Source organism: Shimazuella alba, assembly GCF_009831235.1.
Taxonomy (GTDB): Bacteria; Bacillota; Bacilli; order Thermoactinomycetales; family Thermoactinomycetaceae; genus Shimazuella; species Shimazuella alba.
On record NZ_WUUL01000002.1, the window covers coordinates 279,268 to 303,458 of the forward strand.

The window sequence follows — 24,191 nt, forward strand, 5'->3', positions numbered from 1 at the left end:
TGTTATGATTCGGAAAATTTTGTTATACTTTCGTTATCTGCCTATCAAGGAGGAAAATTGCTATGAAATATTCTTTACTGCTTGCTATCTTTGTTGCAAGCACAACACTTGTTGGTTGCTCGGATGCAGCTAAATCGAAAGAAGCAGTTGCACAAATGATGGATTCTAAAGGAATGAACGTTGGGACGATACAACTAACTGAAAGCCAAGACGGAGTACATATGAAAATGAATGTGAAAAATTTACCAGTTGGTGCTCATGCTTTTCATATCCACACTGTTGGAAAATGTACTGCCCCAGATTTTAAATCAGCAGGTCCACATTTCAACCCAACTGATAAAGAACATGGACATCTTAACCCAAAAGGGAGTCATGCAGGTGACTTAGGAAATATCACAGTAAAATCGGATGGAACGTTCACTTTAACGAAAACTATTGCTGGTGTAACACTGGAAAAAGGACAGAAAAACTCCCTTTTCCAAACAGGTGGTACAGCGTTTGTTATCCATGAGAAACCAGATGATGAGAAATCAAATCCAGCTGGTAACGCAGGAAGTAGAATAGTATGTGGTGTTGTAAAATAACTAAAAACAAAACCAAACGACTCCCTCTGATTGTTTATAATCAGGGAGTTATTTGGTTTGATCTCTTCTATCAAACATGGTACTCTTGCCCAAAAAACAGCTGTGAGGAAAGATTATGATACATATTCTCATCGTAGAAGATGATTTGCATATTCGTAAAATGATTGCTTTCTACTTAAAAAAGAAAGGCTTTGAAGTAGTGGAGTCTGATAATGGCAATCACGCTCTAACCATCGTCAACTCCCAATCGATAGATCTAGTGGTATTAGATATTATGCTGCCGGAGAAAGATGGTTGGGAAATATGCAGGGAAATTCGAAAACATCGAGATACACCAATTTTGATGGTCACCGCTAAACGGGAAACAGATCAAAGGATCAAAGGCTTGGAAATCGGAGCAGATGACTATATCACCAAACCCTTTGATCCATTAGAATTAGCAGCACGAGTAAAAGCATTGCTTCGCCGTGCCCGTATGACATCAAGCAACTTGGTGCAATTTGGCGATACTACTATTGATGCGAATAGTTATACCGTAAGTATAGAAAACGAAACAATAAAACTACCTCCAAAAGAATTTGAACTCCTTTTCCAACTTGCTAGTTACCCAGCACAAATTTTTACAAGAACGCAATTAATCGAGCGAATTTGGGGACTCGATTTTGCTGGTGACGAACGAACAGTCGATGTCCATATTAAGCGTCTGCGAAAACGATTTGATACTCAGACAAATGCCTTTCAAATCACAACTGTCCGAGGTATTGGCTATAGATTGGACGTGTCAAAATGATTCGCACCTTATATTTTCGTTTGGTTATCACGTTTATTGGCATAGTGCTTATCAGTCTTATTATCTCTTTATTCATTAATACTCTCCTGTACCGCGAAGAAGTAGAAACACAAATTCAGCAAGCCCTAATCCAGCAGGGGAAAGAAATTATCACACTGTATCAACAAAATCCTAGTACGAATATGGATTCATATTTAAAAAGCATTTCACGGCTCAATTACAACTTTTGGTTATTTACGGAAAAGGGAAAAGAAAAGTTTTTTGGTTCTAAATCAAAAGTAGATAAACCGTTTACAAAAAACACCATCAATCACGTAATAAAAGGAGGAACTCACCTTGAAAAAAACAAAGTCCGATCTTCTCAAATGGTAGGACTTCCCTTTCAAATCAACGGCCAACATTATGCACTTTTTTTAACCTTTCGGGGTGCTCCCTTTCTGGAAAAATTAGATGAAATTATTAATACTGTGCTCACTATGTCATTTATCATTGGGAGTATATTGATCTTAATCGCATCTCGTTATTTAGTCAGACCTTTGCAGGTAATGACATCGGCAACCAAAAAATTATCCCAAGGAAACTTTGATATCCATTTGAACGTAAAACGAAAGGATGAGCTAGGCATTTTAGCAGATAGTTTTAACTTGATGGCAAAAGAATTAAGTGAGTTAGAACAAATGCGCAAAGACTTTGTATCCAATGTATCCCATGAAATCCAATCGCCACTTACTTCCATTCGCGGATACTCCGAGATGTTAAAGGACAAAGCTATATCATCTGAAGAGCGAAATACATTTCTAGATATCATTCAGCAAGAGACAGAACGTCTATCTCGTTTAAGTGAAAACTTATTAAAATTGGCTTCTCTTGAATCTAACCATCATCCCTTTCATCCAGAATCTTATCGATTAGATGAGCAAATTCGAAAATTGGTTGCCTTTTTAGAACCACAATGGTCCAAAAAACGACTAAAGATGAACGTAAGACTAGAAAAAATAAATATTGTTGCTGATCAAGATCAACTAAATCAAGTATGGTTAAACCTCTTGAGTAACAGTATTAAATTCACACCTGAAGAAGGAAGTATACAGGTAAAGCTCACTGAGCAAGACCAAAAAGTGATCGTGGATATTACCGATACAGGTATCGGAATCTCAAAAGAAGCACAACAACATATCTTTGACCGTTTTTATACGGGAGACCCTGCACGAAATCGAATAAAATCTGGAAATGGTCTGGGCTTATCGATTGCTAAAAAGATAGTGGAATTACACGATGGGCAGATAAGAGTAGCTAGTGAAGTAGAAAAAACAACGACATTTACTGTGGCCATACCAAAAAAGTAGGTACTACAAATTTGTATTTGTATAAAAAAACATTGCATTATAAAAGGTTGTTTTTACCATTCACTATTTTGTCGAAAATATAGCGCTTTGTTCATACTGTGTTCATGTTGGGCGATTACCTTTATAGCAGCAAAATAAAGGAGGAGCCCTCGCGTGACAAAATGGAGTTTGAAAAACAGCATTGTGATCATCCTGCTCGCCATTATTGTGATTGTATCAGGCGTGCTGGTTACAGGAAATCTGAAACTAGAAACGATTCCAGATGTAAGTGCTCCTGTACTTACGGTACAAGCGAATCAGCCAGGGGCTAGTGCCGAAGATATAGAGAAAAAGTTAACAAAACCATTGGAAGATACTATCAAGCAACAGAATGATTATGAAACTCTTACAAGCACATCAAGTGATAATATAACAAGTATTCAAATCTTGTATCCTTTTGGAACAGATCTGGATAAAAAAGAACAAGAGCTAAATAATAATTTCTCCAAACTTAAATTACCAGAGAAAGCAGAGTTCCAAATCAAGCGTATCAATCTAGATGATTTGCCGATTTATTCTGCCTCTCTTTCCACAAAATACGAAGCGGATTTACAAAAAGAACTAGAGGATAAGATCATCCCTGAGTTAGAAAAAACAAAAGGCATCAATGAAGTAACAGTAAAAGGAACCAAAACTTCGACTGTCGAAATCTCAGTAAATCTTAAGGAAGCTCAAGCAAAAGGGTTAAATCTCAGTACGATTCAACAATCCATCCAAAACCAAGAGTATGCTTTACCTGCTGGTTCTGCAGAAACAAAAGACAATACGATTGCTGTTCGATTAGTTGGAGACATTCAAAAAGTAGCAGATTTAAAAAATATTCCTATTATCAATTCGGCAATAGGAGCAAATCCACAATTAGCTGCATCCATATCTCCTGTCAAACTTGGTGATATTGCCGAAATTAAAACCATCTCCGAACAAACAGAAATCAGCAAAGTGAATGGAGAAAGTGCCTTTCAAATCGAAGTTACAAAAGACCAAGATGCAAACACAACAGATGTCTCTAAATCAACACGAGATGTACTAGAAAAGTACCAGCAAAATGTCGCCTTTAAAATCCATCCGATTGCGGATCAAGGCGAAGAAACAGAAAAATCGATCAACAGTTTGATTAAAGAAGCACTATATGGAGCTATCTTTGTTGTACTGATTATCGCGCTCTTTTTACGCAATATCCGAGCAACCATCATTGCTCTTGTCTCCATCCCGATCTCCATCCTAGTTACGCTAACTCTTATGGAACCAATGGGATATACATTGAACATCATGACCCTTGGCGGAATGGCAGTAGCCGTTGGGCGGATTGTCGATGACAGCATCGTTGTAATTGAAAATATTTTCCGTTGGAAGCAACAAAAAGGTGATACCTTATCACATAAGCAAATTATCATACACGCAACCAAAGAAGTTGGAACTGCTGTCGCATCTTCGACTTTTGTTACAATAGCAGTCTTTCTTCCACTCGTTTTTGTCACGGGCATGATCGGAGAAATTTTCCGTCCATTCGCCTTGACAGTAGCTATTTCGATCCTAGTATCTTTGTTGGTTGCGATTACCTTGATTCCACTACTTGGAGCTTCGTTCTTTAAAAAAGTTCCCCATCATTCAGAGGATACTAGACTTTCTCGTCTCTATGGAAAATTGCTAAATGGGGCGCTTCGCCAAAAAATGTTGGTTATCATTGCCTCTCTTTTCCTATTGGTCGGTTCTCTTGCGATGATTCCGCGTTTAGGATTTTCATTCTTACCAGCAGGAGATGCTGATATCATTACAACTGAGGTGACCTTGCCTGCCGGCACTACCCTTGAAGCCACAGAAGAACTCTCGAAGAAGCTAGAAAACAAATTAAAAGAAATGAATCTTTTTGACAAAAGACAAGTTACCATTGGAATATCCAATATGCTGCAAATCGTAGAAACAAATCAACAAAAGATAAGCTTCTCTCTCGAACTGAAAGAAGACATATCCAGCGATGATGCTCTGTCAAAAGTAGAAAAAGAGATGACGAAAATCAGTCATGATCAGTATCCAAAAGCAAAAGTAAAAGTATCCGAACAAGAAGTACAGGCTGGTCCTGGATCAGGTAACGATGTCAACATTAAATTGTATGGAGAAAATCTAAAAAATCTAGCAACAGCAGCGAATCAAGTAGAAGATCTACTAAATCAAAACAAGGACTTAAAAAACATCTCCAATAACAGCCAAGAGACACTTAAAGCATGGGATATCACCTTAAATCAAAAAGGAAAAGAATTAGGTGTAACTCCTGGGCAAATGATGCAAACAGTCCATGAACATCTCCAACCTTTAGAGGTAGGAACCTATGAATTAGACGGATTAGATCAAAGCCTTGTGCTTGAATATAACGATAAAGTTTCAACTGAAGCGAAATTAAAGGCAATTAAAATCCAAACAGCTAAGGGTGAAAAAACATTAGCTGAGATCGCAACTGTAAAATCAAATAATGTCCCCGCATCCATTCTTCATGAAAATGGAGAGACTTACACCACAGTCAGTGCTCTCGTCAAAGGGGATAATACATTAGAAGTAACAGATGAAATCAAGCAAGATATTGATGCATTGTCGCTTCCAAGCGGAATCACTGTACAAATAGGTGGAGGAAATGAAGATATTACGGAAGGGCTTACTAGTTTAGGTATTTCCATCGTCATTGCCATCGGATTGGTATTTGTCATCTTGAGTCTCACCTATGGCGGCTTACTCACACCATTAGTCATCTTATCCTCTCTCTTATTCGTTCCGATCGGAGCGATTGCAGGATTATTGATTACCGGACAAGCGGTATCGATGAGTGTGATGATAGGACTACTGATGTTAGTTGGAATTGTGGTTACCAATGCAATTGTGCTGTTGGACCGAGTAGAGACTAAACGGAAATCAGGTTTGGAATTAAACCAAGCCCTCCTCGATGCTGCAAAAACACGTCTGCGTCCAATCTTAATGACAGCACTGGCTACCATTTTTGCACTGGTACCGTTAGCCTTATCTACTGATTCTAGTTTACTTATTTCACAAGGTTTAGCGATCACTGTCATCGGTGGATTGACAACTTCAACACTTCTTACCCTGTTCTTCGTACCAGTACTTTATTCACTTGTAGGAAAGTATCGAAAGATCGAGCCTGTTGATTCAGTAACAGATCGGAAGGAAGAGAAGGAGGATGATCCGAAGAAAAAAGAAAGAGAATTGGTAGAAGTCTAACCAAAATAAACAAACACCTTCCTCGATACAAAAGCTGAGGAGGGTGTTTTTATAAACTCTCGTATTATTATTTGTATTTTTGGAACCCTTCAATCTCCATACTTTCGGAAAGATTCTTTTTATTTCGTTAAACAAACCCATAATCATTAAGGTGAATAAACTTAAATGAATCTATTCATATAAAGATATGAATTTACATCGATTTACTTATAAGGTAATTTGGTATATAATAAAATATTATGTTATTCATTATTTTTCTATTAGCATGGCATTATATTATGAAAGACATGGTGATACGATGAAACGTTTAGGAATTGTTCTTTCTCTTTTCGCACTTGTTCTTATATTTACCACAGCATGTACTAAATCCAATACTAATACCGAAACAAAAAACACCTCCAAACAAACTCAGACAGAACAAACATTCCAGCAAGAGGAAGAAGTGACCCCCCTACAGCTTTTAAAAGAAACACAAAAGAAAATATCCGCCATTTCAGGGTACAAATTTTCGCGAATTACGATTGAAAAAAATAATACTACCACCAATAACAACACCGAAACCGGTGAAGAACAACTGAACCCTCAAGTTGCCCACTTTACTAATTCAAAAAATAATGAATATTATTATGATAAACAAAGCATATATATGAAAAAAGATGGTCAATGGGTAAAAGGCGCTAACAAAGATGGAAAAGTATTGGTAAGTGTTTTATTTACAAACAATGTAGCATTTTTCCTAGAAAATCTCGGTACAAAAGAAGAGTTACCAGGAATTACAGTTACCAAAAAAGACTATGTATATGTTCTTACAATTGATTATTTAATCTTTAAAGACCCTAAAATGACAGAATCTGAATTTATCGCATCAAAAAAACAAATCAAAACACGAAAAACGGAGTTAACGGTTGATGCAAATACATTTGAACCAAAAAAATACACTTTTCATTATGAGTCATTAGATGGCAAAAGAATCAGATCTGTTGATTTGGATTTAGTCCCTTACAGTGCTCCCATAACGATACCAATCGAAGTTATATCACAAGCAAAAACTCCTGTCTCTCAATAAATGAATAGGAGACAAGGAAAAAGTGAAAAACACCTTTTTCAATGATTGAGGAAGGTGTTTGTTTTATAAATAAAAGTCTCGCTAAACATTTTGCAAAATCATAAACTGAGCGTCTTCCCGACTTTTCGTCTCCGTTTTCGGCAGGAACAAAGCTCCTATATAGAATTTCAAAAATTCTCAATTATAGTCTCTTCATAACTAACTCCAGATTCAAAAAGCTTTCCATTTATAGATAATTCCGTTCAACGTTTGTCTTCTATCGACTTCGGGATGTCCTCTTCCATTTTTGAGTTTTAGGAGATGTCCTTGATTTTTTCCCATGACGATCTTCATGCGTGTCTACTCATATCTTTTAGTGTAACCAAAGTACTATTTTTCGAAATACTTTTGTAATTCATAAATATTTATATTTATGAATTACAAAATATCTTTCTAGCTAAGTTTGTTTTTTAGATATGTAATGCTTTCCTTTTTATGTTCTTCATTGTCATACTCATAACTTATGAGTTTGTCATTTGAATAGTCATCTAATACCGATCCATGACTATCATTTTTGTTGTATTTCTTTTTTGCATTATCTGAATAAATCCGGGCAGTTTGACCAGTATAGAAAAATATGTCTCCACCTGATTCTTGTAGTGCTGTTTGCATCATTCCTCCAATTTCTCGGGAGGCCAATACTTCATTCATGATTTCCTGTGTTTCAAAATGTGCTTCAATTATATACTGGATTTTACCCAATTCCCCTTCCATTACAGAAGATACAGAAGTTACATCAGTACAAATGAAACCAGGCAAGTTGTAGAATAAAGGTAGAAGCTCTTCTAGATATAGTTTTCTGAATTTCTCTTCTTCGATGTTTCTAAAAAAAGTGATCGTCTTATACATAGCATTCATTTCCTTTCCATGGGACTGATGTCCCTCGTTATGGGTTGATAAGAAAGATTCTTGTTGTCTTACCTACTCTAATTTCAACAAAACCTATTCTTGCCTTCAAGCTAACCAATCTTTAAGCTTCTTAACTAGGAATCAATGAATTTATTTGCTATCTACGTATGTAAGTATGTTGTTAGTAGAGGTTTCGATTGTTTTATGAATACAATTTATTAACTTATTATAACGAAAGAATTCATATAATTCAATTAAACAATATACTATATTCATAAATTCTTCCATAAAAAGTTTATTTTCTAGCTATGTTTGATTCTACTTTGAAAACTCCACACGGCTAAAATCGTCCTTGGTACTCCAAGGAAGTTTACCAAGCTTAAACCGTGAGACCCACGGCAAGTAATCTTCTACCTTCTTGCAAAAAATGTTCTTGGCTGCGTTGATATCTCGGTCATGGTGTTCCCTGAAATTGGGCATGTCCATACTCGCAGCTGTAGCTGTTTCACTTCTTTGTTTGGATGACCACAACCCGAACAAAGCTGACTGGAGGGAAAGGATTTTCCTACTTTCACCAATTTCCTTCCATACTCTTTCGCTTTGTATTCCAACATCGAAACAAACTCGACCCAGAAACATCTGTGATCGATTTTGCTAGGTTATGATTTTTGACCATGTTTTTTTACTTGTAAGTCTTCGGTATGTATGACTTAGTTTTCGCATACCTGTCAACCTAAGCCGTGTGGTTACTCACGCCCTACAAACTAAGAAACTTTTTTCGGAGTGTGTTGGGTAGGTCAAGTTCCTCACGGAACCACCTCTACCTGTTTTGGGATAAGAACAAGGGATATGGAAATAAGAAACATGTCTTATTCTTCTTATTCCAGAATTATTTCAAAGGATTGTTCCTGTAAGGAAAGAGCGGACATTTTCCGAAGCAAGCAAAAACCACATTGTGCTAAGACGAAACAACGGTGTTTATGAAGGGATTGACTAACCTACTACATGGAGAGCAGACCCGTCCCCTTGTTGCATATTAATCTTTTAGAGTCAATTGATTTTTATGATACAAATCTTCAACATACGCTCTTGTTTTTTCAAACGCTTCAACAGGATCATCAACTACTTCTGCAATGTATGCTTCATCCGGTAACTGATCATCTACACCAGGGATTTTAACGCGATCGCCATAGCTGTTAATCGCTCCGTGTTCACGCAGGTGATCGATAAGACGAAACAGCGGTTCCCAATACTGCTGGTGCACAAAAATTGCTTTCACTCGATGTTTGCGCAAATGATTGGTTTGAATCTTTGATAACGTCTCAAACACTTCCCAAACTGTTCCAAACCCGCCCGGCCAAAACAAAATAACATGAGAATAGTTGATGAGCACACTCTCTCGAATGGAAAAATTGTTCAATCGCAATCGCTGATTGGAATGGACGGAGTATGTATCCTTTAGATTAAAAAAATTATCTACTCCAAACTGGCAATCAATCCCAATAACATGGGCATTTTCTTCTCTTGCACCTTGTGCTGCAGCCTGCATAATCCCTGGTCCACCGCCCGTACATAGAGGAATATAGCAACCTCCAAGCTCCTTCTCCTGTTCATTTGCAGAATAGTGCCCCCACAAACGACCAAACTCTAAGGCAGAATCCCAATATTTTGCACTTCTTTCGATAATCTTTTGATGACGATCCATTCGCAGTTTTGTTTTATGCAGACGATCTTGTAGCAGCTTTTTGGAAAACGGATCATTTTCCTCCACTATCGCTGACTTCACTTCATCTATATGCGTACCTAGTATACCTAATTTTTCCTCAGCAAGATCACTGCAAGAAATCGTTCCAGAACCCATTGCTGTCACTACTCCGTATTTTGCTTCGTAGTTAAATAGCAATTCTGCTGCATAAATATCTGCTACACTTTCTTGCGCATGAAGGTTTCGATCGTTAGGCACAAAGCAGACTTTGTTCCCTACAACGCGAAAAGAAGCAATACAAGTATCCTCTGTATAATTGCTCCATTCTAAAATAAACCCATTTTCATTCACTTGATACGTGTGCAGCATTCCATTTTGATTCATATTGCTGGTAGACAGATTATAACTCTTCGTTTTAGAAGGTTGACGAGGATCAAATGTGATCGGCTCCTCAAATGCGATTTTCACTTTATTTTTGTCCGTTTTTTCAATCCACCAACCTGTACCAGAGCCTGCCCACCGATTGGTACTTGGATCAAAAAAAAGTGTTCCATATAACTCTATTTCATTCATCCCAAACAACCCTCCATATGACTGTTGAACTATTACGAGATAAAGTTCACCTTTTATTCTCCGGTTTTTTATCCCACTTTTATGCATTTTCATTTTAGTTCAACCATATTAGAGGTTGTTTAGGGGGAAAATTAGCAAGACCTCATGAAAGATAAAAAGCTAATGATTTTTCAGCTAATCTAGTAAATAGCATTAAAAAATCATCAGGATTCCGTGTATCATCATACTTTTGCAATGCTTCATAGTAGGTAACTCGTTCCTCAACAGGTAAAATCACAGGAGGATAGCCCTGTTTCATTAACTCGAAGTTGATAATCAATCTAGCTATTCATCCATTTCCATCAATGAATGGGTGAATACGTACAAAATCACAATGCAGGTAAGCAGCTTTTGTGAGAGGATGAAGGACATTCCACTCTCCTTGATATTTTTGTATGAGTTGTTCCATTTGTATTGGAACTTCCCATGGCTGTGGTGGTATATGGTCGCCAACAATAACGGGTACACTACGGTAACGCCTTGCATCTGTCGGGCGAATACGCCCAAGTACGATGGCATGAATATGTTTGATATTCGTCTCACTTAATTTTACTTCTGTTTGTGCAAGTTGTTCCAGATACAGGATAGCTTCTTTATGATCTTATTGCTTCTAGGTGATCTTTGAGTGGTTTTCCACTAACTGTCATCCCGCTTTCTAATACTACTCTTGTCTCCATCTACGAAAAACTATTTCCCTCTATCGCATTTGAATGATAAGTCCAATCTACGATAAACTTTTCCCGGATGCTACTTTCACCGGATGGATTTGATTTTTTTGTCGTAACGCTTGTAACTGATCCCTCATCAAGTCGACTTTGGTAAACATGTTTTTAACCCCTTTTGCTCCCTGATTTCCGTGACTATGAAGGTAATTCACATCTGTCTTTCTATTTCTTACACTTAATCAAACTCCATCAAACCCACTACATAACGGTCCCGATCATTCATATCTTGACGAACCTCTACCCAACTGCAAGCTGGTATCTGTTTCACTAGATCAGCAACCTCTTTCCCTTGCTCTTCTCCAATTTCAAATGCAATCAACCTTTTCAAAACAGGTGGCAGACTTGCGATTTGTTTCGTTATTTCCCGATAAGGAGTCAGGCCATCTTTGCCTCCATCCAATGCTAGATGGGGCTCATATTTTTTAACCTCATCATCCAAATGAAGAACGGCCTCAGATGGTATATAGGGAGGATTGGAAACAATAACTTGTACAGCTTGCTGTCGTACTGGCTCCAAATAAGATCCTTGATGAAAGGAAATTTTATCTGCGACTTTATGGGAAGCTGCATTTTGTTTGGCAATAGCGAGCGCATCTGCAGATAGGTCAATGGTGGAGATCGACCAATCACTTCGTTCCAATTGGAAGGTAATCGGAATACAACCACTCCCAGTGCCCACATCCACTAATTTAATAGGTTTTTTCTCAAACAAATCGTCTGCTAAATGAATAACTTGTTCAATCAAGAGCTCTGTCTCTGGACGCGGGATTAGAACATCTGGTGTAACCCGAAAAGAGCGACCATAAAACTCTGCCTTACCAAAAATATGTTGCAATGGCTCATGAGCAGCTCTTCGATTTACCCATTTTTCATATTTGCCTATTTGCTCCTCCGTCAATCGCTCGTCCCACATCAGAAAGAAAGAGGTTCGATCAACTGCGAGTAGCTCTCGCAGCATCCACTCCGCTTCAAATAATGTGTCTTCAATTCCATTTTGTTTTAAAAAAGAGGAAGCCTGTTGAAAGGCTTCCCGGATGGTTTTATTGTGCATGTTTTAATTGCTCCGTTTGCTCATGTAAAATCAAAGCATCAATGACTTCTTCCAGATCACCATCTAAAATCATGTCTAGTTTGTGGAGAGTAAGTCCGATCCGATGGTCAGTCACGCGACTTTGCGGGAAGTTGTAGGTACGAATCCGTTCACTACGATCTCCTGTACCGACGGCAGATTTTCTTGCATCTGCATATTTGGCCATCTCTTCTTGTTGCTTCATATCATAAAGACGAGCACGCAATACACGCATCGCTTTATCTTTGTTGCTGATCTGAGATTTTTCGTCTTGGCAAGATACTACAATACCTGTTGGCATATGCGTAATACGAACTGCAGATTTGGTTGTATTTACACTCTGTCCACCAGGTCCACTTGAACAAAATGTATCAATACGCAAATCTTTTTCATGAATTTCGATCTCTACATCTTCTGCTTCTGGAAGAACGGCAACAGTTGCCGTTGAGGTGTGAATACGACCGCCAGATTCTGTTGAGGGGACACGTTGCACTCGATGTGCGCCGCTTTCGTATTTTAAACGACTATATGCTCCCTGCCCTTGGATGGAAAACACGACTTCCTTCATCCCACCTAAACCAGTGGAATTAGCTTCTAAAACCTCAATCTTCCAGCCATGGCGCTCTGCATAACGCCCATACATCCTATATAAAGAAGCTGCAAAAAGAGCAGCCTCATCTCCACCCGCTGCACCACGAACTTCCACAATTACGTTTTTGTCATCGTTTGGATCTTTCGGCAACAATAAAATTTTAATTTCTTCTTCTAATTGCTCTTTTCGCTCGGATAATTCATCTAGTTCTGCTTTCACCAGTTCTCGCATTTCATCATCAAGCTTTTCTTCTAACATAGACTTCGCTTCTTGCAGCCCTTCGATTACTTGTTTATACTCCAAGTAGGCGTTATTTTGATCTTCTAAGCTACGCTGTTCTTTGGAATAGGTACGCAATTTATCTGGGTTATTTATCACATCTGGATCACATAATAATGTACTCAGTTCTTCATATCGTTGATGAATGGACTGGAGTCGATCTAGCATATTTCTCACTCCCATTTTTTAACCATAAGTCAATTGATTGTAACATATCTATAACAGAGAAGAAAGGATGTACAAATCTACCTTTGAAGGAGACATCTTCGTGTTTGAAATCATATTGCAACTTGCTCCATTTTTGCTTCTTTTCCTTTTCCTTCAGTTTGGAGTGAAGCACAGAACAAATCATCCGATCCTTTATGAGTGGATCATAAGGATAATTTATACAATTATTATCATAGGTTACGCATTTGTAGCTATTTACAATTTCCCAGCTTTTTTGGTAATAGATCAATTTGGAGAGAAAGAAACCCTCCAATCTGTTGCACTGGCGATTGTATCGATTGCTGCGCTACTGATCTTCATCCCACCAATACGGAGGTTGATCAGCCGCTCGATCTCGATAGATCCTGATAACTCTGTACATACTGTATCCCTCAGTCTCACTTTTTTAGTGTTTCATGTCTATATTTTAACGGCTTTCTCCCTAGAAGAGCTGATCGAAGAAGCAAGTCAAGGTACAACGATCTCTACTCTATGGACACAAGACATATTACTTGCATTAATTGCGCTTGCTGGTGTTGGGTGGTTACAAAAAAGGAACACCAAAGAAACATTCGCACGACTTGGTCTAGTTCGCCCTACCGCTCGCCTATTCATTACAGGTATCGCTATTGCGATGGGATTTGTAGTGATAAATGTGATATTGGAGCAATTAGCATCCATTATTGGGATTGGGATTGATCCCAATGTGGATAAGGTAACAGATCAAGAATTAGGCCCCTTGTTTAGCACGATCCCGGGCATTTTAACATTGGGTTTAGCAGCCGCATTGGGTGAAGAGCTGATTTTCCGAGGAGCGATCCTCCCACGGTTTGGGCTCATTTACACGAGTATTCTATTTACCCTTGTACATGCCAACTATGGACTAAGTGTTGCGACGCTAATCGTATTTGTCCTTGCGATTTCTTTAGGAATCCTTCGTCAACGATATAGTACTACTTTAACGATGATCACTCACGCAAGTTATAACATCATATTAGGTCTATTGGCTTTGATCGGTTCTCAATTCACTTAAAAAGTTGCTCTGCCAAGAGCAACTTTTTTATCAATATTATTTATAAAAAACGCTGGCGTACTTCTGGTGTTGGAATCATACAACTTTCTTGTTGACCAAACCACCGATAACGATTTTTTGCAAACCAGCGATAAAGGCTATCACGTATAAATTTCGGGACAATCTGGAACACCGATAATAATTTCCACATCCCTGTCAACTTTTTAAAGATTTGCAAGATTGCTGTTGATTCAGTATAGACTTTTCCATCTTGAAGTAACACAATAGAGTCAAGTGTGACTTTTTGTTCATGGGCTTGTAATAGTAATTGAGCTTCTTCGGATTGGAGAGAAGCAAATCGAAACTGAGCTTTTGGATCTCTCTTAATGATAAACTGAACCCAGTAGTTACATACATTGCAAACACCATCAAATAAAACATATGTACCAGAAGTATCTATTTTGGTATCGGTTGACATGACTGTCATCCCCTTTGTTTTTCTACATTAGTTGTTTTCCCGCTTTATCATGTTTTAAACCTTATCGATTACCTATACTTGTCATCTCATTTTACTACTTACCTTAGCTCTTTTGTGTTATTTTTATAGTACTCTATTTTTTAAGAAAAGGGAGAGAGAACTCCTTGTCACGAAAAATACTCGTTTTTACGACAAGCTCGATACTGTCTATTGTTCTACTTGTTCACTTTGGATTTACCTTTATCTATTTGTCACCTGCAAACCCATTGAAAAGCAAACAGTGGGAAACCATCTTTCATTACATGAACCCTTTATTCACACAAAATTGGAAACTATTCGCTCCAAATCCAGCGAATCAACAACTGAACCTCGATATGCGAGTGCAGTATGTGGATAATGCGGGAGCCACTCGACAAACAAATTGGAAAAGCATTACGTTGCCAGTCATAAAAGAATTACAATCCAATCATTTCAGTACAAATGCAAGAATATCTGAATTCCAAAGCTCCTTGATCAGTAACTATGTATGGGGTGATAAAGAAGAAAAAGAACAATCCTTTCAATCTATGCAGAGATATGTGAATTACATCTTAGATAATAAGAAGTTTGAAGTGCCTGGAAAAATCATTAAGATACAGCTTCGCGCTGTCGTCAATCGTTTTCCAAATTACGCAAATAAGGACAAGCCTGATTCCGCGGGTAAAATTAGTTATTACATAACCAATTGGTGGAATCCTTCCAGTGGGCAAGCAGGAGGTGAGAAAGCATGATCAATAGACTTGTAAACTTTTTAACTACACAACAATCTTTGATCGGATTAAGTCTTGTTCGGATTATGTTTGGTATTGCTATGCTATATGAGTTGGCATTGAATATTCCCACTCGTTTTCTACTTTGGGGTCCAGATGGCATTGTATCTTATGAAGCTTATAAAAGTATAACAGAGTCCAATAACATACATACTTTGTTCGACTTTGGTCCTGATTTATGGGTGGTGAACTTAGTCGTTTTCGGTGGGATTGTCGTTTCGATCCTCTACACTATCGGTTTTCAAACAAGAATCATGGGGATTATCATGGCAATACTCATGTTTTCCATCTATACCAGAGATTACAGCATCACTCATGGTGGAGACAATATTCTTCGGATTCTTTTCATCTATCTCATCTTTGCAAATGTCGGCGCTTACTTTTCTGTAGATGCTTGGTTGAAGAAAAGACGTAAACGCAAATGGTTTGCTAAAATTCGTGATAATCAAGGCATACGAGATTTTGTTGCTATCATTCACAACTTTGCCTTGCTAACTTGTGTCATTCAATTGGTATTCATGTATTTTTCATCTGGTAGTTATAAAATCATGGGGGCACTCTGGCAAAATGGTACAGCACTCTACTATGCCAGCCGTGTACAAGAGTTTTATACACCTGGACTGAATGAATTATTATGGAAATACGAACCGCTTCTTATTCTTGCAACATATGCATCCACCCTCTTCCAAGTAGCATTTCCATTTCTTCTTTTCAGCCGATATACGAAGTATTTTGCTGTTTTTTCTGCTTGTTTGCTCCATATTGGGATTGCAGTTTCGATGGGGCTTGTAGACTTCTCTTGGGTGATGATCGGTTGTGAGTGTATGCTGCTGTTTGACAAAGATTATCGCCAGTTAGCATCATGGTGGAAAAGAATCTTTAGCAAAAAGGAAAAGAAGTTGGATGTACCAGACCAAAAAACGGTTGTTACAACATAAAAGAAACCACCAGCTCCAATTGTTAGGCATATCAACAATTGGAGCTGGTGGTTTTCTCTTTCATTAAATATAAATAGTTTATCTGAACGGATACTCAGCATATTTTATATCATGCGCTTACAGATAGCCATTTCGACTCATCTGTACGAGACACTATCAGAAAAGGGCGCTCCTTCCAGGACCTGTCGGATGAGGCTTAGGTGTCGTCGGCCTAGGCTAAGAAGGATGTGTGCTCTTCATCATTTTCTCCTGATGTAAGGAATGATATCAATTTCTATTCTTCCCTTTAAAAACATCGAATTACTAAGTATCCAATTAATTGGGAACGGAGTAGTAAAATTACATTATTATGTAGGACCATCTGGCTATTGGCCAACTCCATATATCTAAGAAAAAAGTAGTTATTTTACGCATTCTGCAATAGGATAACGAACAATGCTGTTTTATTATTGTTTTTAGGATTTTCTCGCTCGATAAACACAAGACAAAGAGTAATGAATCTACTAAAATGAAAATACAGTCATAAATGAGAAACAGAAAAGGAACAGGATGTCCAGTTTCAGTGTAAAGGCTACGATCAAGTCTCTTCTCGAAAAGGGAATGGAAGTAGACCTTCGTGAACTCTCACCAGATGGGGAACTCGTTAACTCAGAGGAACTTGCCCAGCGAATGAACGAAGTCGCAAACTTTTGCGTTCCATCACAACTGGAAGAGATGCCTGATTCTGTCGTAGCGATCCCCGCATACATTTCACACCCCGATATGAATGCGGTTCTAGAAACGAACGGTCTCTATTTTTATGACATGCAAGACGTAGGCGACAGGCAAATCGTCTGGGTAGAAGACTGGAAGGCGGTCATCGCCCAGCGATTTGGGAAGCGGTTTTACGTTGTATCCGAAGAGGCATATCACTTGCCGTCGGAAACAAAGGTACAGCGTGCCTACAAAGACTACAAGAGTCGCAGGGGGCATCTTCCCAAGCCGCAGATGAGAAGTGAAGTTGCCAAGTTGGAGGCTTGGGGATTTCGCTGGTACGACGAGGGTGTTTGCGGGGAAGCAAAAGGGATTCTTCCTAAGGGATGGAGTCAGGGAAAGTATGTTCCGAGGAACAAGTATACGACCTCGGTTACATTTTACCATCCTGATGGTCGAAAAGTCGTTTTGTCTTATGGGCGAGACGATAAGTACCGTGGTCCTAAGGAACTCCAACTCTACTGTTTCCTCGAAGAGATGAGTGAAGAGTCTCCTGAATCATAACAGGTGAATTTTCTGTACTCATTTGTGATTCCCGTTATTCGTCTCAAAAAGTGGAATAACGGGATCCATCCTTTTTTATAAATATCATCCTTTTTCATCTATATTTTCCTGTCCTCATTCATCACATCAAAAAGAGAAATCAATGTTTTCTCTTTTTCGGTTAGCGAATACTCCACTTTTTGCGGCATAACATTGTACTGTTTCCGATTTCCCGTTATTTTGCAGTTCTTTCAATTGTTGACTTAAATGTTTTATGGACAACAACGATATATAATTGATGTGCACAATGAAATAAGCAAAAAGCATTTTTTTTAAGATCGATTTCTTTCATTCCTTTGGGTTTAAGAATAAAAAGTCTAAAGATGAAGAGGGAATCATTGATGAACAAAAAAATATCGGCAGCAGAACAATTTGCAAAAAATGCTGAACAATATCGCGATGAAGCTGTCTTTGCAAAGGGAAAAGATTTGGATTGGATGCGGGAGGCAGTCCAATTACCTCGAATACAGACTCTTTTGGATATTGGATCAGGCGCTGGTCACACAGCAATTGCTTTTTCCGATCTCGCAGAACAATGCATAGGTATTGATGTTACTCCGCAAATGGTGGATGTTGCCAATCAATTTTCCGCTGGGCAAGGCATAAGTAATGTACAGTTTCAAGTAGGAGATGTTGAAAATCTACCATTTGCAGATGAGTCATTTTGTGTAGTTACATGCCGCCTCGCTGCACACCATTTTCCTGATGTCGAGCAAGCCATGAAAGAAATCAAGCGAGTATTAAAGCCAGAAGGTGTGTTTTTGCTAGTGGATCATTATGCTCCTGAAGAAAAAGCATTGGATGAATTTATTAATTTGATCGATCAGACACGTGATCCATCTCATATAAGAGAATATTCTTTAACAGAATGGCATGCCTTCTTTACCAAAAATGAATTAAGTTATGAGGAAATAAAAAAATGGGATTTGACGATCCCATTTGATAATTGGGTCTCCCGATCAAATACGCCAGAAGAAAGGAAAAATCAACTTCAACAGTACTTTCAAACAGCTTCTCCCGTTGCCAAGGATACTTTTCACATAAAGTATAAAGAGGATGGGGTTGTTGAATCGTTTTGTTTGAAATCCATTTTAGTTTGCGGAAGGAGGAAAAAGGAAAAACGCTAGGGACTATCAGTCCTTAACGTTTCTATTGATATCATTTATAATATTGTTAGAATTCACATCCTTGCAAGATTCTGCACCCTCATCGGAAAGGAATATCATGTTTGAAGGTTTCGGTCGGAAGCCCGAGTATCTGTTCGAGGATGAAGATGGTACACGCATCTGTTTCCTTTATGAAAGCCGTCCTGGTAGCAGTAAACTGTTCATGGGTAAAGGAAACCACCTGACTGACGAGATTCCGGTAGAAGTGGACACATGCCGTTGTCCCTGTGCAAAAATCTGGGTGACGGTGAAGCTGAAGAGTGGAAATACAGAGCTTTTCATCGACAGTGAGATCATCGAGGAATCAGATCCCTTTGACTTCATGCCTGGAGTCATCCACGAGGATCCTGAGCCGGAGGTAGTGCTTGTTGCTACATGGAATGGGCGACGGCTGACGGTACTCGATCCGAAACGAATTCAGAAAACATCCGATGGAGTGCGAATCACCTAAGATAAAGGAATGTGAACCCCCCTGCACTTCGGTGCGGGGGCTGTATTGTTTTGCTCGACTTGAGGAATACAACTTAGCTCATACAAAAAAATTCAATACTATTTAGTTAAAATCCGTCATGAATTGATGGATCGGTCAAATCCTTTGTTTTGCAGCGCAGTTCACAACGCTGGAAGAAATGATTTCATGTTTGAATATTTTGAACCTTTTCTTGTGGTAAAGATCTGATTCAAGTGCTATCCTATTTGGTACGACATGTTCTAAAAGGAAAGTCTTAAATTCAACATTCGATATATGCGTTTATGTGTTAGCGTATTTGCTCATCTAGAAGTTACTAATCAATGTGGAAGGGGTTGTACATATTCTGCAACAGAACCATCTGGATGTTTGACAAACATAATCCAGTTACCAGATGTTTGTTTGGGTTCCGTTAATAAAACAGCTCCATTTTGTTGGAGAAAATATTTTGCCTCTTCCAAAGAATCGACTATTAAAGTAGCTATAGCAATTTCCAGTTCTTTTCTGACTTTTTCATCGCCTGCCAATAATGAGTACATGAGAAATCATTGCTAATTCAAGTTCTGGATTGTCTTAAGAGACGCGAGCTTTACAGGTCTCTTGATATAGGGCTTCATAAAATTTAATGGTATTATCCATCTCCTCCTTGTCAACATACACACGTATCATGGTGTCTAGTATTCTCATCACAAACATCCTTTCGATTTATGGTTTTAGTTAGTATGCTAGATCAATAAGGATAATCAATTCCGTTTTTATCCATTCGATTTCCCACACGCTGGAAGCTTCCCAACTAAAATCGGAGGTTTTTGATCTGGCGCATAGAAGCATTTTCACTCCAATAGAGTTATGAAATATTTGCTTTTTTCTCTTGTTGATACAACATCCAACTCACGATCAACATGTATACTACTGTAGTGATATGAATCCATGATGGTGTTTTATCTGCTGCATTTTGCAATACTAAAATTGCATCTACTACAGGCATACCTGTTGCAGATAATAAAAATACCATGGATGCTTTTCTCATCCGAAGTACCATTAAAGCTAGTAAAAATACTCCAATGAATAAATCACGGTCCGCTTTAATCCAAACAATGGATTTGTCCGCAGCATCTTGCAACGGCAGACCAAAACCTTGTATTGCTGCTTCTGGTTGAAGAAACCCGTTTACTCCTATATACAACATCAATAGGGTAACAACACCTACAAGCCAAAATGTCACAGACTTTGGTCCCCAATACGTATTATTCATGGTTTTGTAGCTCCTTTTCTATATTATTTAATTGACTTCATACTAAACCAGTCATAGAATTCTGTTAAGAACGCACTTTTAAGTAATGCACTAACTTAAAAGTAAGGGGTTGATGAACACAATGATTCATACTCGTGAATGTCCGATCGAAACAGTGATCAATGTGCTAGGTGGCAAATGGAAACCAATGATCTACTGGCACCTGATCGAATCTACCAAACGATTTAGTGATTTGGAAAGGCTCATTCCAGCTGTCTCCCAAAAAATGCTCACACAACACTTACGTGATTTGGAAAAAGAAGGTTTAATTGTACGAACCATACACCCTGTTGTCCCTCCAAAAGTGGAATACGCTCTTAGTGATTATGGAAAAACACTCATACCTGTCTTAGAAGTGATGTGCGCTTGGGGAGAAAATCATAACGAACGAAAATCGGAAGAATCAGCCTCTTAAAACTAAAATATGGCCCCCATCTGAGTTGAGTGATGCCTCCTAGGTAGATAATGCTTTTACTTTGTTTGGTGAGGTTGCGAAAAGAAAACTACGAAGTTTGATACAGGACTAGAACAGTAATAGCAAAATCACTGTTCCTTTTTTATTTTCAGAGAAGCTTATTCCAGTTGCCTGTTTGACTGCTCCTATCTTATTTTATAGTAGTTACAGGAAGATAAATTTAAATATTATGTAATTATTAAATAGTGCTATCATCCAACTCTAGATATATTTATTAATTGACCAATTCTTATATTTTAATATAAAATAAACATGTTAGAGTTCTTCCGATCTATCATGGAGGAAAAACATGGCTCTGTCGCGTAGGCGGCCTCGTAACAACCGAGTTCGTCCAGTTCGCTCTTCTCCCAATGGGCCCATCACCCATTACGTGGACTCCTCAGGGACGCAGTTCGATGTGTCTGTCATCCAGGAGCTCCTCAACAACGGAGGCGTCTCGGTCGATAACTCTGGTGGCGGTGACTCCGGCGGGGGCGGCTACTCCGGTGGCGGTGACTTCTAGCCACAACTGTAGTGACTTCTAGTGACGATTGAGTCAAAAAGGCTGGGTGCTCTTGCAGCACCCAGCCCCAACTTTATTATTGCTTCATCTCGAGTTTGACTTCTATCCAACCTCGTACACTATTCACCAACCAAATCGAACTAGCTCGATCAATATCTTCCTTATAAACGATTTGCTCTTCCACTTCCCCTGTTTCTAACAGTTTTGCCCGCATCGTTCCTGCCAGTAACCCCGAATCAATAGGTGGTGTCACTCGTTTCCCATCTATCTCCAATACTACATTTCCGATCGTAAACTCGGTGATTTCCCCTCGTTCATTCCACAACAAAGTATCAAAATATCCCTTTGTTCGGTGCTGCTCATATATCTTTCTCTCCGTTGTCTTGTGATAGAGAAATATATTTTTGCTATCAATAGGGTTCAGGGCTAATGCTGCTAAAACAGGTTGTGTGATTTCTTTTGTTTCTTGGGCATCTATTTTGATTCTTCCATCAGAGGATAAGCGCAGACGCACTTTGTAAACCCCAGATGGGAACTTATTTGCTAATTGTTGTAGTTGCAGCTTTATCTCATCCTGTGGAAAAAGATAATCGAAGTAGTCTGCGCTCTCTTTCATCCTAGTCAGATGTTTTTCTAGTAATGTATAAGCTCCCTCTTCCAAACGAATGCTCTCCAGCAGTTGATGGGCATAAGGTTTCATTTCTAAAATTTTCGCTTTTGTTATCACCTCTTCATACTCTCCACTGCTAGTCGAATCCCATGTTATGCCGCCGCCAACTCCATATGTAGCTCTGCCTAGTTTCTTATCTACTATTACCGTACGAATCGCAACATTGAATACTGCTTCCCCACCTGGTTTTAAGTAACCGATCGTACCGCAGTATGCTTCCCTTGGAGATTGTTCGAGAGAGCTGATTAAGTCCATTGTTTTTTGTTTTGGTGCACCTGTGATAGATCCACAAGGAAATAGAGCAGTGAAAACTTCCGTTAAGGTGGTAGTTGGACGGGTGGTCGCCTGTATGGTAGAGGTCATCTGCCAAACAGTAGGATAACGTTCGATCTCAAATACAGAAGGAACTTGAACCGAACCGGGAATTGCAATTTTCCCCAGATCATTGCGCAATAAATCGACTATCATCAAATTCTCTGCGCGATCTTTGACCGAATGCTTCAACTGCTGTGCACGAAGCATGTCTTCGTGTAAGGTCTTTCCACGCTTTGCAGTTCCTTTCATCGGTCGGGTGATCAATGTATCTTGTTCCCAATGGAAAAAAAGCTCTGGAGAAACCGATAAGATCTGAAACTGACCAATATCTAGAAAAGCATTATATCCAGACTGAAGGCTAGTCAAATGCTGATAATAAGCTCCTGCATCACCTTTAAAATCAGCATGTAGCCGAATGGTGTGATTTACTTGGTAGGTATCTCCTTTTGCGATTGCATGATGAATCGCTTGTATGGCTTCTTCGTATGTCTCTTTTAAACAATCCGATTTCCATTTGGATACAGCATAATCCTCTTTGGGAATCTCATTTTGATCTTTTTCTATATCAGGAGCTTGAAACACAGCAAACCATGCTAGTGGTAAATGATTATTTGGATTCACTTTTAGTTTCGCATCAAAAGCAGGACTAGCCTCATAAGAAACGAAACCTGCTACATAATACCCTTGATTCCATAGCGCTTCTACTTTCTTTATTAAACCTTGTACTTGATTTAAACTTTCGGCGACTAGTATTCGATCAGGTTTATTTACTTTTAGGTGGGTGTCTTTAAAATCGATGACAATCATGCTGGCGAACTCCCTGTTTGTTTTTCACTAGTATTTACACAAAAAAAAGACAAGCAGTTTTTGCTTGCCCGAAATTAATCGATTTTGTATTTCTTTTTGAAACGGTCTACACGTCCACCTGCGTTTACCATTCTTTGTTTACCAGTATAGAATGGATGACACTTGGAGCAAACGTCAACTTTTAGCTCTTCAGCTGTTGAACCAGTTTCAAAAGTAGTTCCACATGACATACATGTTACTGTCGCTGTTTTGTAATTTGGGTGTATCGCTGCTTTCATCTATTGTCACCTCTTTCGTTCCATCCGTATAAATCCACTGGAGTATTATAGCATGTTAAACTTGCACCTGCAAGAACTCGCCAACTAGGGAGCAAATCCTTCCATTATTTTCATGATAAGATAACTAAACAACTCCATGTAGAAATTCCCAAAAATCGGAAACGGATACTTTTATATTTATTTCTAAATTGTTTCAATGGCGATAAAACACCTTAACAAGGTTACGTTACATTTCATAATATTTTTCTATTCTTATCTTGAAAAGAATTAAAGGTGAAAATTACAATGAAGATATAGTATATAAAAGTGATAGTAAGGAGAATCAATCATTCAAACATCTCAAAAAGGTCCATTTCCAATGAAAATAACAGCAAAAAAAAACTTCCGGTCCTTCCTTAATGTAACCAACTATTTGGAGATCGCTGTATATGTTTTTATCGCTGGCAGTTTTTTGGTTTGTTTAATAGATCATCTCGGTTAACTATCTGTTACATCCCGAGTTTCTTTCAACTCAACTCTATACTATTATCAAATCCCCTCAGTAGACGATTCAAA

The 24,191-nt window shown here is 38.5% G+C and carries 25 protein-coding genes; 12 read left to right on the forward strand and 13 right to left on the reverse strand.

The window, feature by feature from the left end; genetic code table 11:
- Window positions 1–62 precede the first annotated feature (62 nt).
- The 5 genes from GSM42_RS04215 (at window position 63) to GSM42_RS04235 (ending at window position 7,050) form a co-directional block, all read left to right on the forward strand.
- Window positions 63–584 carry a superoxide dismutase family protein gene (locus GSM42_RS04215; RefSeq protein WP_160800290.1) on the forward strand — a complete coding sequence of 174 codons (522 nt, stop codon included), beginning with the start codon at window positions 63–65 and terminating at the stop codon, window positions 582–584.
- Between the two features lie 115 nt (window positions 585–699).
- Entirely contained in the window at window positions 700–1,374 is a 675-nt protein-coding gene (locus GSM42_RS04220; protein ID WP_160800291.1) for a response regulator transcription factor, read from the forward strand.
- Window positions 1,371–2,720, forward strand: a complete 1,350-nt coding sequence (locus GSM42_RS04225; RefSeq protein ID WP_160800292.1) for a sensor histidine kinase — start codon at window positions 1,371–1,373, stop codon at window positions 2,718–2,720. The genes GSM42_RS04220 and GSM42_RS04225 overlap by 4 nt, the downstream gene beginning before the upstream one ends.
- A gap of 153 nt (window positions 2,721–2,873) precedes the next feature.
- A complete protein-coding gene (locus GSM42_RS04230; protein ID WP_160800293.1) occupies window positions 2,874–5,984 on the forward strand; it encodes an efflux RND transporter permease subunit in 3,111 nt (1,036 codons plus the stop codon).
- A 298-nt stretch (window positions 5,985–6,282) separates the two neighbouring features.
- On the forward strand, window positions 6,283–7,050 hold the full coding sequence (locus GSM42_RS04235) for a hypothetical protein (RefSeq protein ID WP_160800294.1): 768 nt from the start codon (window positions 6,283–6,285) through the stop codon (window positions 7,048–7,050).
- A 432-nt stretch (window positions 7,051–7,482) separates the two neighbouring features.
- Here GSM42_RS04235 and GSM42_RS04240 read toward each other — a convergent pair whose 3' ends face one another.
- The 7 genes from GSM42_RS04240 to prfA form a co-directional block, all read right to left on the reverse strand.
- Window positions 7,483–7,938, reverse strand: a complete 456-nt coding sequence (locus GSM42_RS04240; protein WP_160800295.1) for a hypothetical protein — start codon at window positions 7,936–7,938, stop codon at window positions 7,483–7,485.
- Window positions 7,939–8,348: 410 nt separating this feature from the next.
- A complete protein-coding gene (locus GSM42_RS04245; protein ID WP_160800296.1) occupies window positions 8,349–8,552 on the reverse strand; it encodes a zinc ribbon domain-containing protein in 204 nt (67 codons plus the stop codon).
- Window positions 8,553–8,974: 422 nt separating this feature from the next.
- Window positions 8,975–10,216, reverse strand: coding sequence for an LOG family protein (locus GSM42_RS04250; protein ID WP_160800297.1), 1,242 nt, complete (start codon window positions 10,214–10,216; stop codon window positions 8,975–8,977).
- Between the two features lie 142 nt (window positions 10,217–10,358).
- Entirely contained in the window at window positions 10,359–10,535 is a 177-nt protein-coding gene (locus GSM42_RS04255; protein WP_160800298.1) for a hypothetical protein, read from the reverse strand.
- A 9-nt stretch (window positions 10,536–10,544) separates the two neighbouring features.
- Window positions 10,545–10,841, reverse strand: a complete 297-nt coding sequence (locus GSM42_RS04260; protein WP_160800466.1) for a Fic family protein — start codon at window positions 10,839–10,841, stop codon at window positions 10,545–10,547.
- Between the two features lie 314 nt (window positions 10,842–11,155).
- Window positions 11,156–12,031 (reverse strand): peptide chain release factor N(5)-glutamine methyltransferase, encoded by an 876-nt coding sequence (gene prmC, locus GSM42_RS04265; RefSeq protein ID WP_160800299.1) that lies wholly within the window; start codon window positions 12,029–12,031, stop codon window positions 11,156–11,158.
- A complete protein-coding gene (gene prfA, locus GSM42_RS04270; protein ID WP_160800300.1) occupies window positions 12,021–13,088 on the reverse strand; it encodes a peptide chain release factor 1 in 1,068 nt (355 codons plus the stop codon). Before prfA ends, prmC begins: the two co-directional genes overlap by 11 nt.
- A gap of 100 nt (window positions 13,089–13,188) precedes the next feature.
- On the opposite strand from prfA, the gene GSM42_RS21120 reads away from it, so the two are divergent.
- Window positions 13,189–14,160 carry a CPBP family glutamic-type intramembrane protease gene (locus tag GSM42_RS21120; protein WP_160800301.1) on the forward strand — a complete coding sequence of 324 codons (972 nt, stop codon included), beginning with the start codon at window positions 13,189–13,191 and terminating at the stop codon, window positions 14,158–14,160.
- Between the two features lie 40 nt (window positions 14,161–14,200).
- On the opposite strand, the gene GSM42_RS04280 is transcribed toward GSM42_RS21120, so the two are convergent.
- A complete protein-coding gene (locus GSM42_RS04280) occupies window positions 14,201–14,617 on the reverse strand; it encodes a thiol-disulfide oxidoreductase DCC family protein (RefSeq protein ID WP_160800302.1) in 417 nt (138 codons plus the stop codon).
- Between the two features lie 164 nt (window positions 14,618–14,781).
- On the opposite strand from GSM42_RS04280, the gene GSM42_RS04285 reads away from it, so the two are divergent.
- From GSM42_RS04285 to GSM42_RS04295, 3 genes are all read left to right on the forward strand, one after another.
- The gene (locus GSM42_RS04285) at window positions 14,782–15,387 is read left to right on the forward strand and encodes a DUF5819 family protein (protein WP_160800303.1); all 606 of its coding nucleotides are present in this window, start codon (window positions 14,782–14,784) and stop codon (window positions 15,385–15,387) included.
- Entirely contained in the window at window positions 15,384–16,364 is a 981-nt protein-coding gene (locus tag GSM42_RS04290) for an HTTM domain-containing protein (protein WP_160800304.1), read from the forward strand. The genes GSM42_RS04285 and GSM42_RS04290 overlap by 4 nt, the downstream gene beginning before the upstream one ends.
- 549 nt (window positions 16,365–16,913) lie before the next feature.
- Window positions 16,914–17,621, forward strand: coding sequence for a hypothetical protein (locus GSM42_RS04295; protein WP_160800305.1), 708 nt, complete (start codon window positions 16,914–16,916; stop codon window positions 17,619–17,621).
- A 98-nt stretch (window positions 17,622–17,719) separates the two neighbouring features.
- Here the strand turns inward: GSM42_RS04295 and GSM42_RS21300 are convergent, their stop codons facing one another.
- Entirely contained in the window at window positions 17,720–17,809 is a 90-nt protein-coding gene (locus GSM42_RS21300) for a hypothetical protein (RefSeq protein ID WP_202404771.1), read from the reverse strand.
- 204 nt (window positions 17,810–18,013) lie between these two features.
- On the opposite strand from GSM42_RS21300, the gene GSM42_RS04305 reads away from it, so the two are divergent.
- Both GSM42_RS04305 and GSM42_RS04310 read left to right on the forward strand, forming a co-directional pair.
- Window positions 18,014–18,787: a class I SAM-dependent methyltransferase gene (locus GSM42_RS04305; RefSeq protein ID WP_420820967.1), complete on the forward strand. Its 774-nt coding sequence runs from the start codon at window positions 18,014–18,016 to the stop codon at window positions 18,785–18,787.
- Between the two features lie 97 nt (window positions 18,788–18,884).
- Complete coding sequence (locus GSM42_RS04310; RefSeq protein WP_160800307.1) at window positions 18,885–19,277, forward strand: hypothetical protein; 393 nt, start codon at window positions 18,885–18,887, stop codon at window positions 19,275–19,277.
- Window positions 19,278–19,615: 338 nt separating this feature from the next.
- On the opposite strand, the gene GSM42_RS20510 is transcribed toward GSM42_RS04310, so the two are convergent.
- Together GSM42_RS20510 and GSM42_RS04320 are read right to left on the reverse strand one after the other, a co-directional pair.
- Window positions 19,616–19,834 carry a VOC family protein gene (locus tag GSM42_RS20510; protein WP_237446458.1) on the reverse strand — a complete coding sequence of 73 codons (219 nt, stop codon included), beginning with the start codon at window positions 19,832–19,834 and terminating at the stop codon, window positions 19,616–19,618.
- A 308-nt stretch (window positions 19,835–20,142) separates the two neighbouring features.
- On the reverse strand, window positions 20,143–20,550 hold the full coding sequence (locus GSM42_RS04320; protein ID WP_160800308.1) for a DUF4267 domain-containing protein: 408 nt from the start codon (window positions 20,548–20,550) through the stop codon (window positions 20,143–20,145).
- 121 nt (window positions 20,551–20,671) lie between these two features.
- Between GSM42_RS04320 and GSM42_RS04325 the strand changes: the two genes are divergently transcribed.
- Window positions 20,672–21,004: a winged helix-turn-helix transcriptional regulator gene (locus GSM42_RS04325; RefSeq protein ID WP_160800467.1), complete on the forward strand. Its 333-nt coding sequence runs from the start codon at window positions 20,672–20,674 to the stop codon at window positions 21,002–21,004.
- 638 nt (window positions 21,005–21,642) lie between these two features.
- Here GSM42_RS04325 and pabB read toward each other — a convergent pair.
- Both pabB and rpmE read right to left on the reverse strand, forming a co-directional pair.
- Window positions 21,643–23,358: an aminodeoxychorismate synthase component I gene (gene pabB / locus GSM42_RS04330; protein WP_160800309.1), complete on the reverse strand. Its 1,716-nt coding sequence runs from the start codon at window positions 23,356–23,358 to the stop codon at window positions 21,643–21,645.
- Between the two features lie 74 nt (window positions 23,359–23,432).
- Window positions 23,433–23,636 carry a 50S ribosomal protein L31 gene (gene rpmE / locus GSM42_RS04335; RefSeq protein WP_160800310.1) on the reverse strand — a complete coding sequence of 68 codons (204 nt, stop codon included), beginning with the start codon at window positions 23,634–23,636 and terminating at the stop codon, window positions 23,433–23,435.
- Window positions 23,637–24,191: the final 555 nt, after the last annotated feature.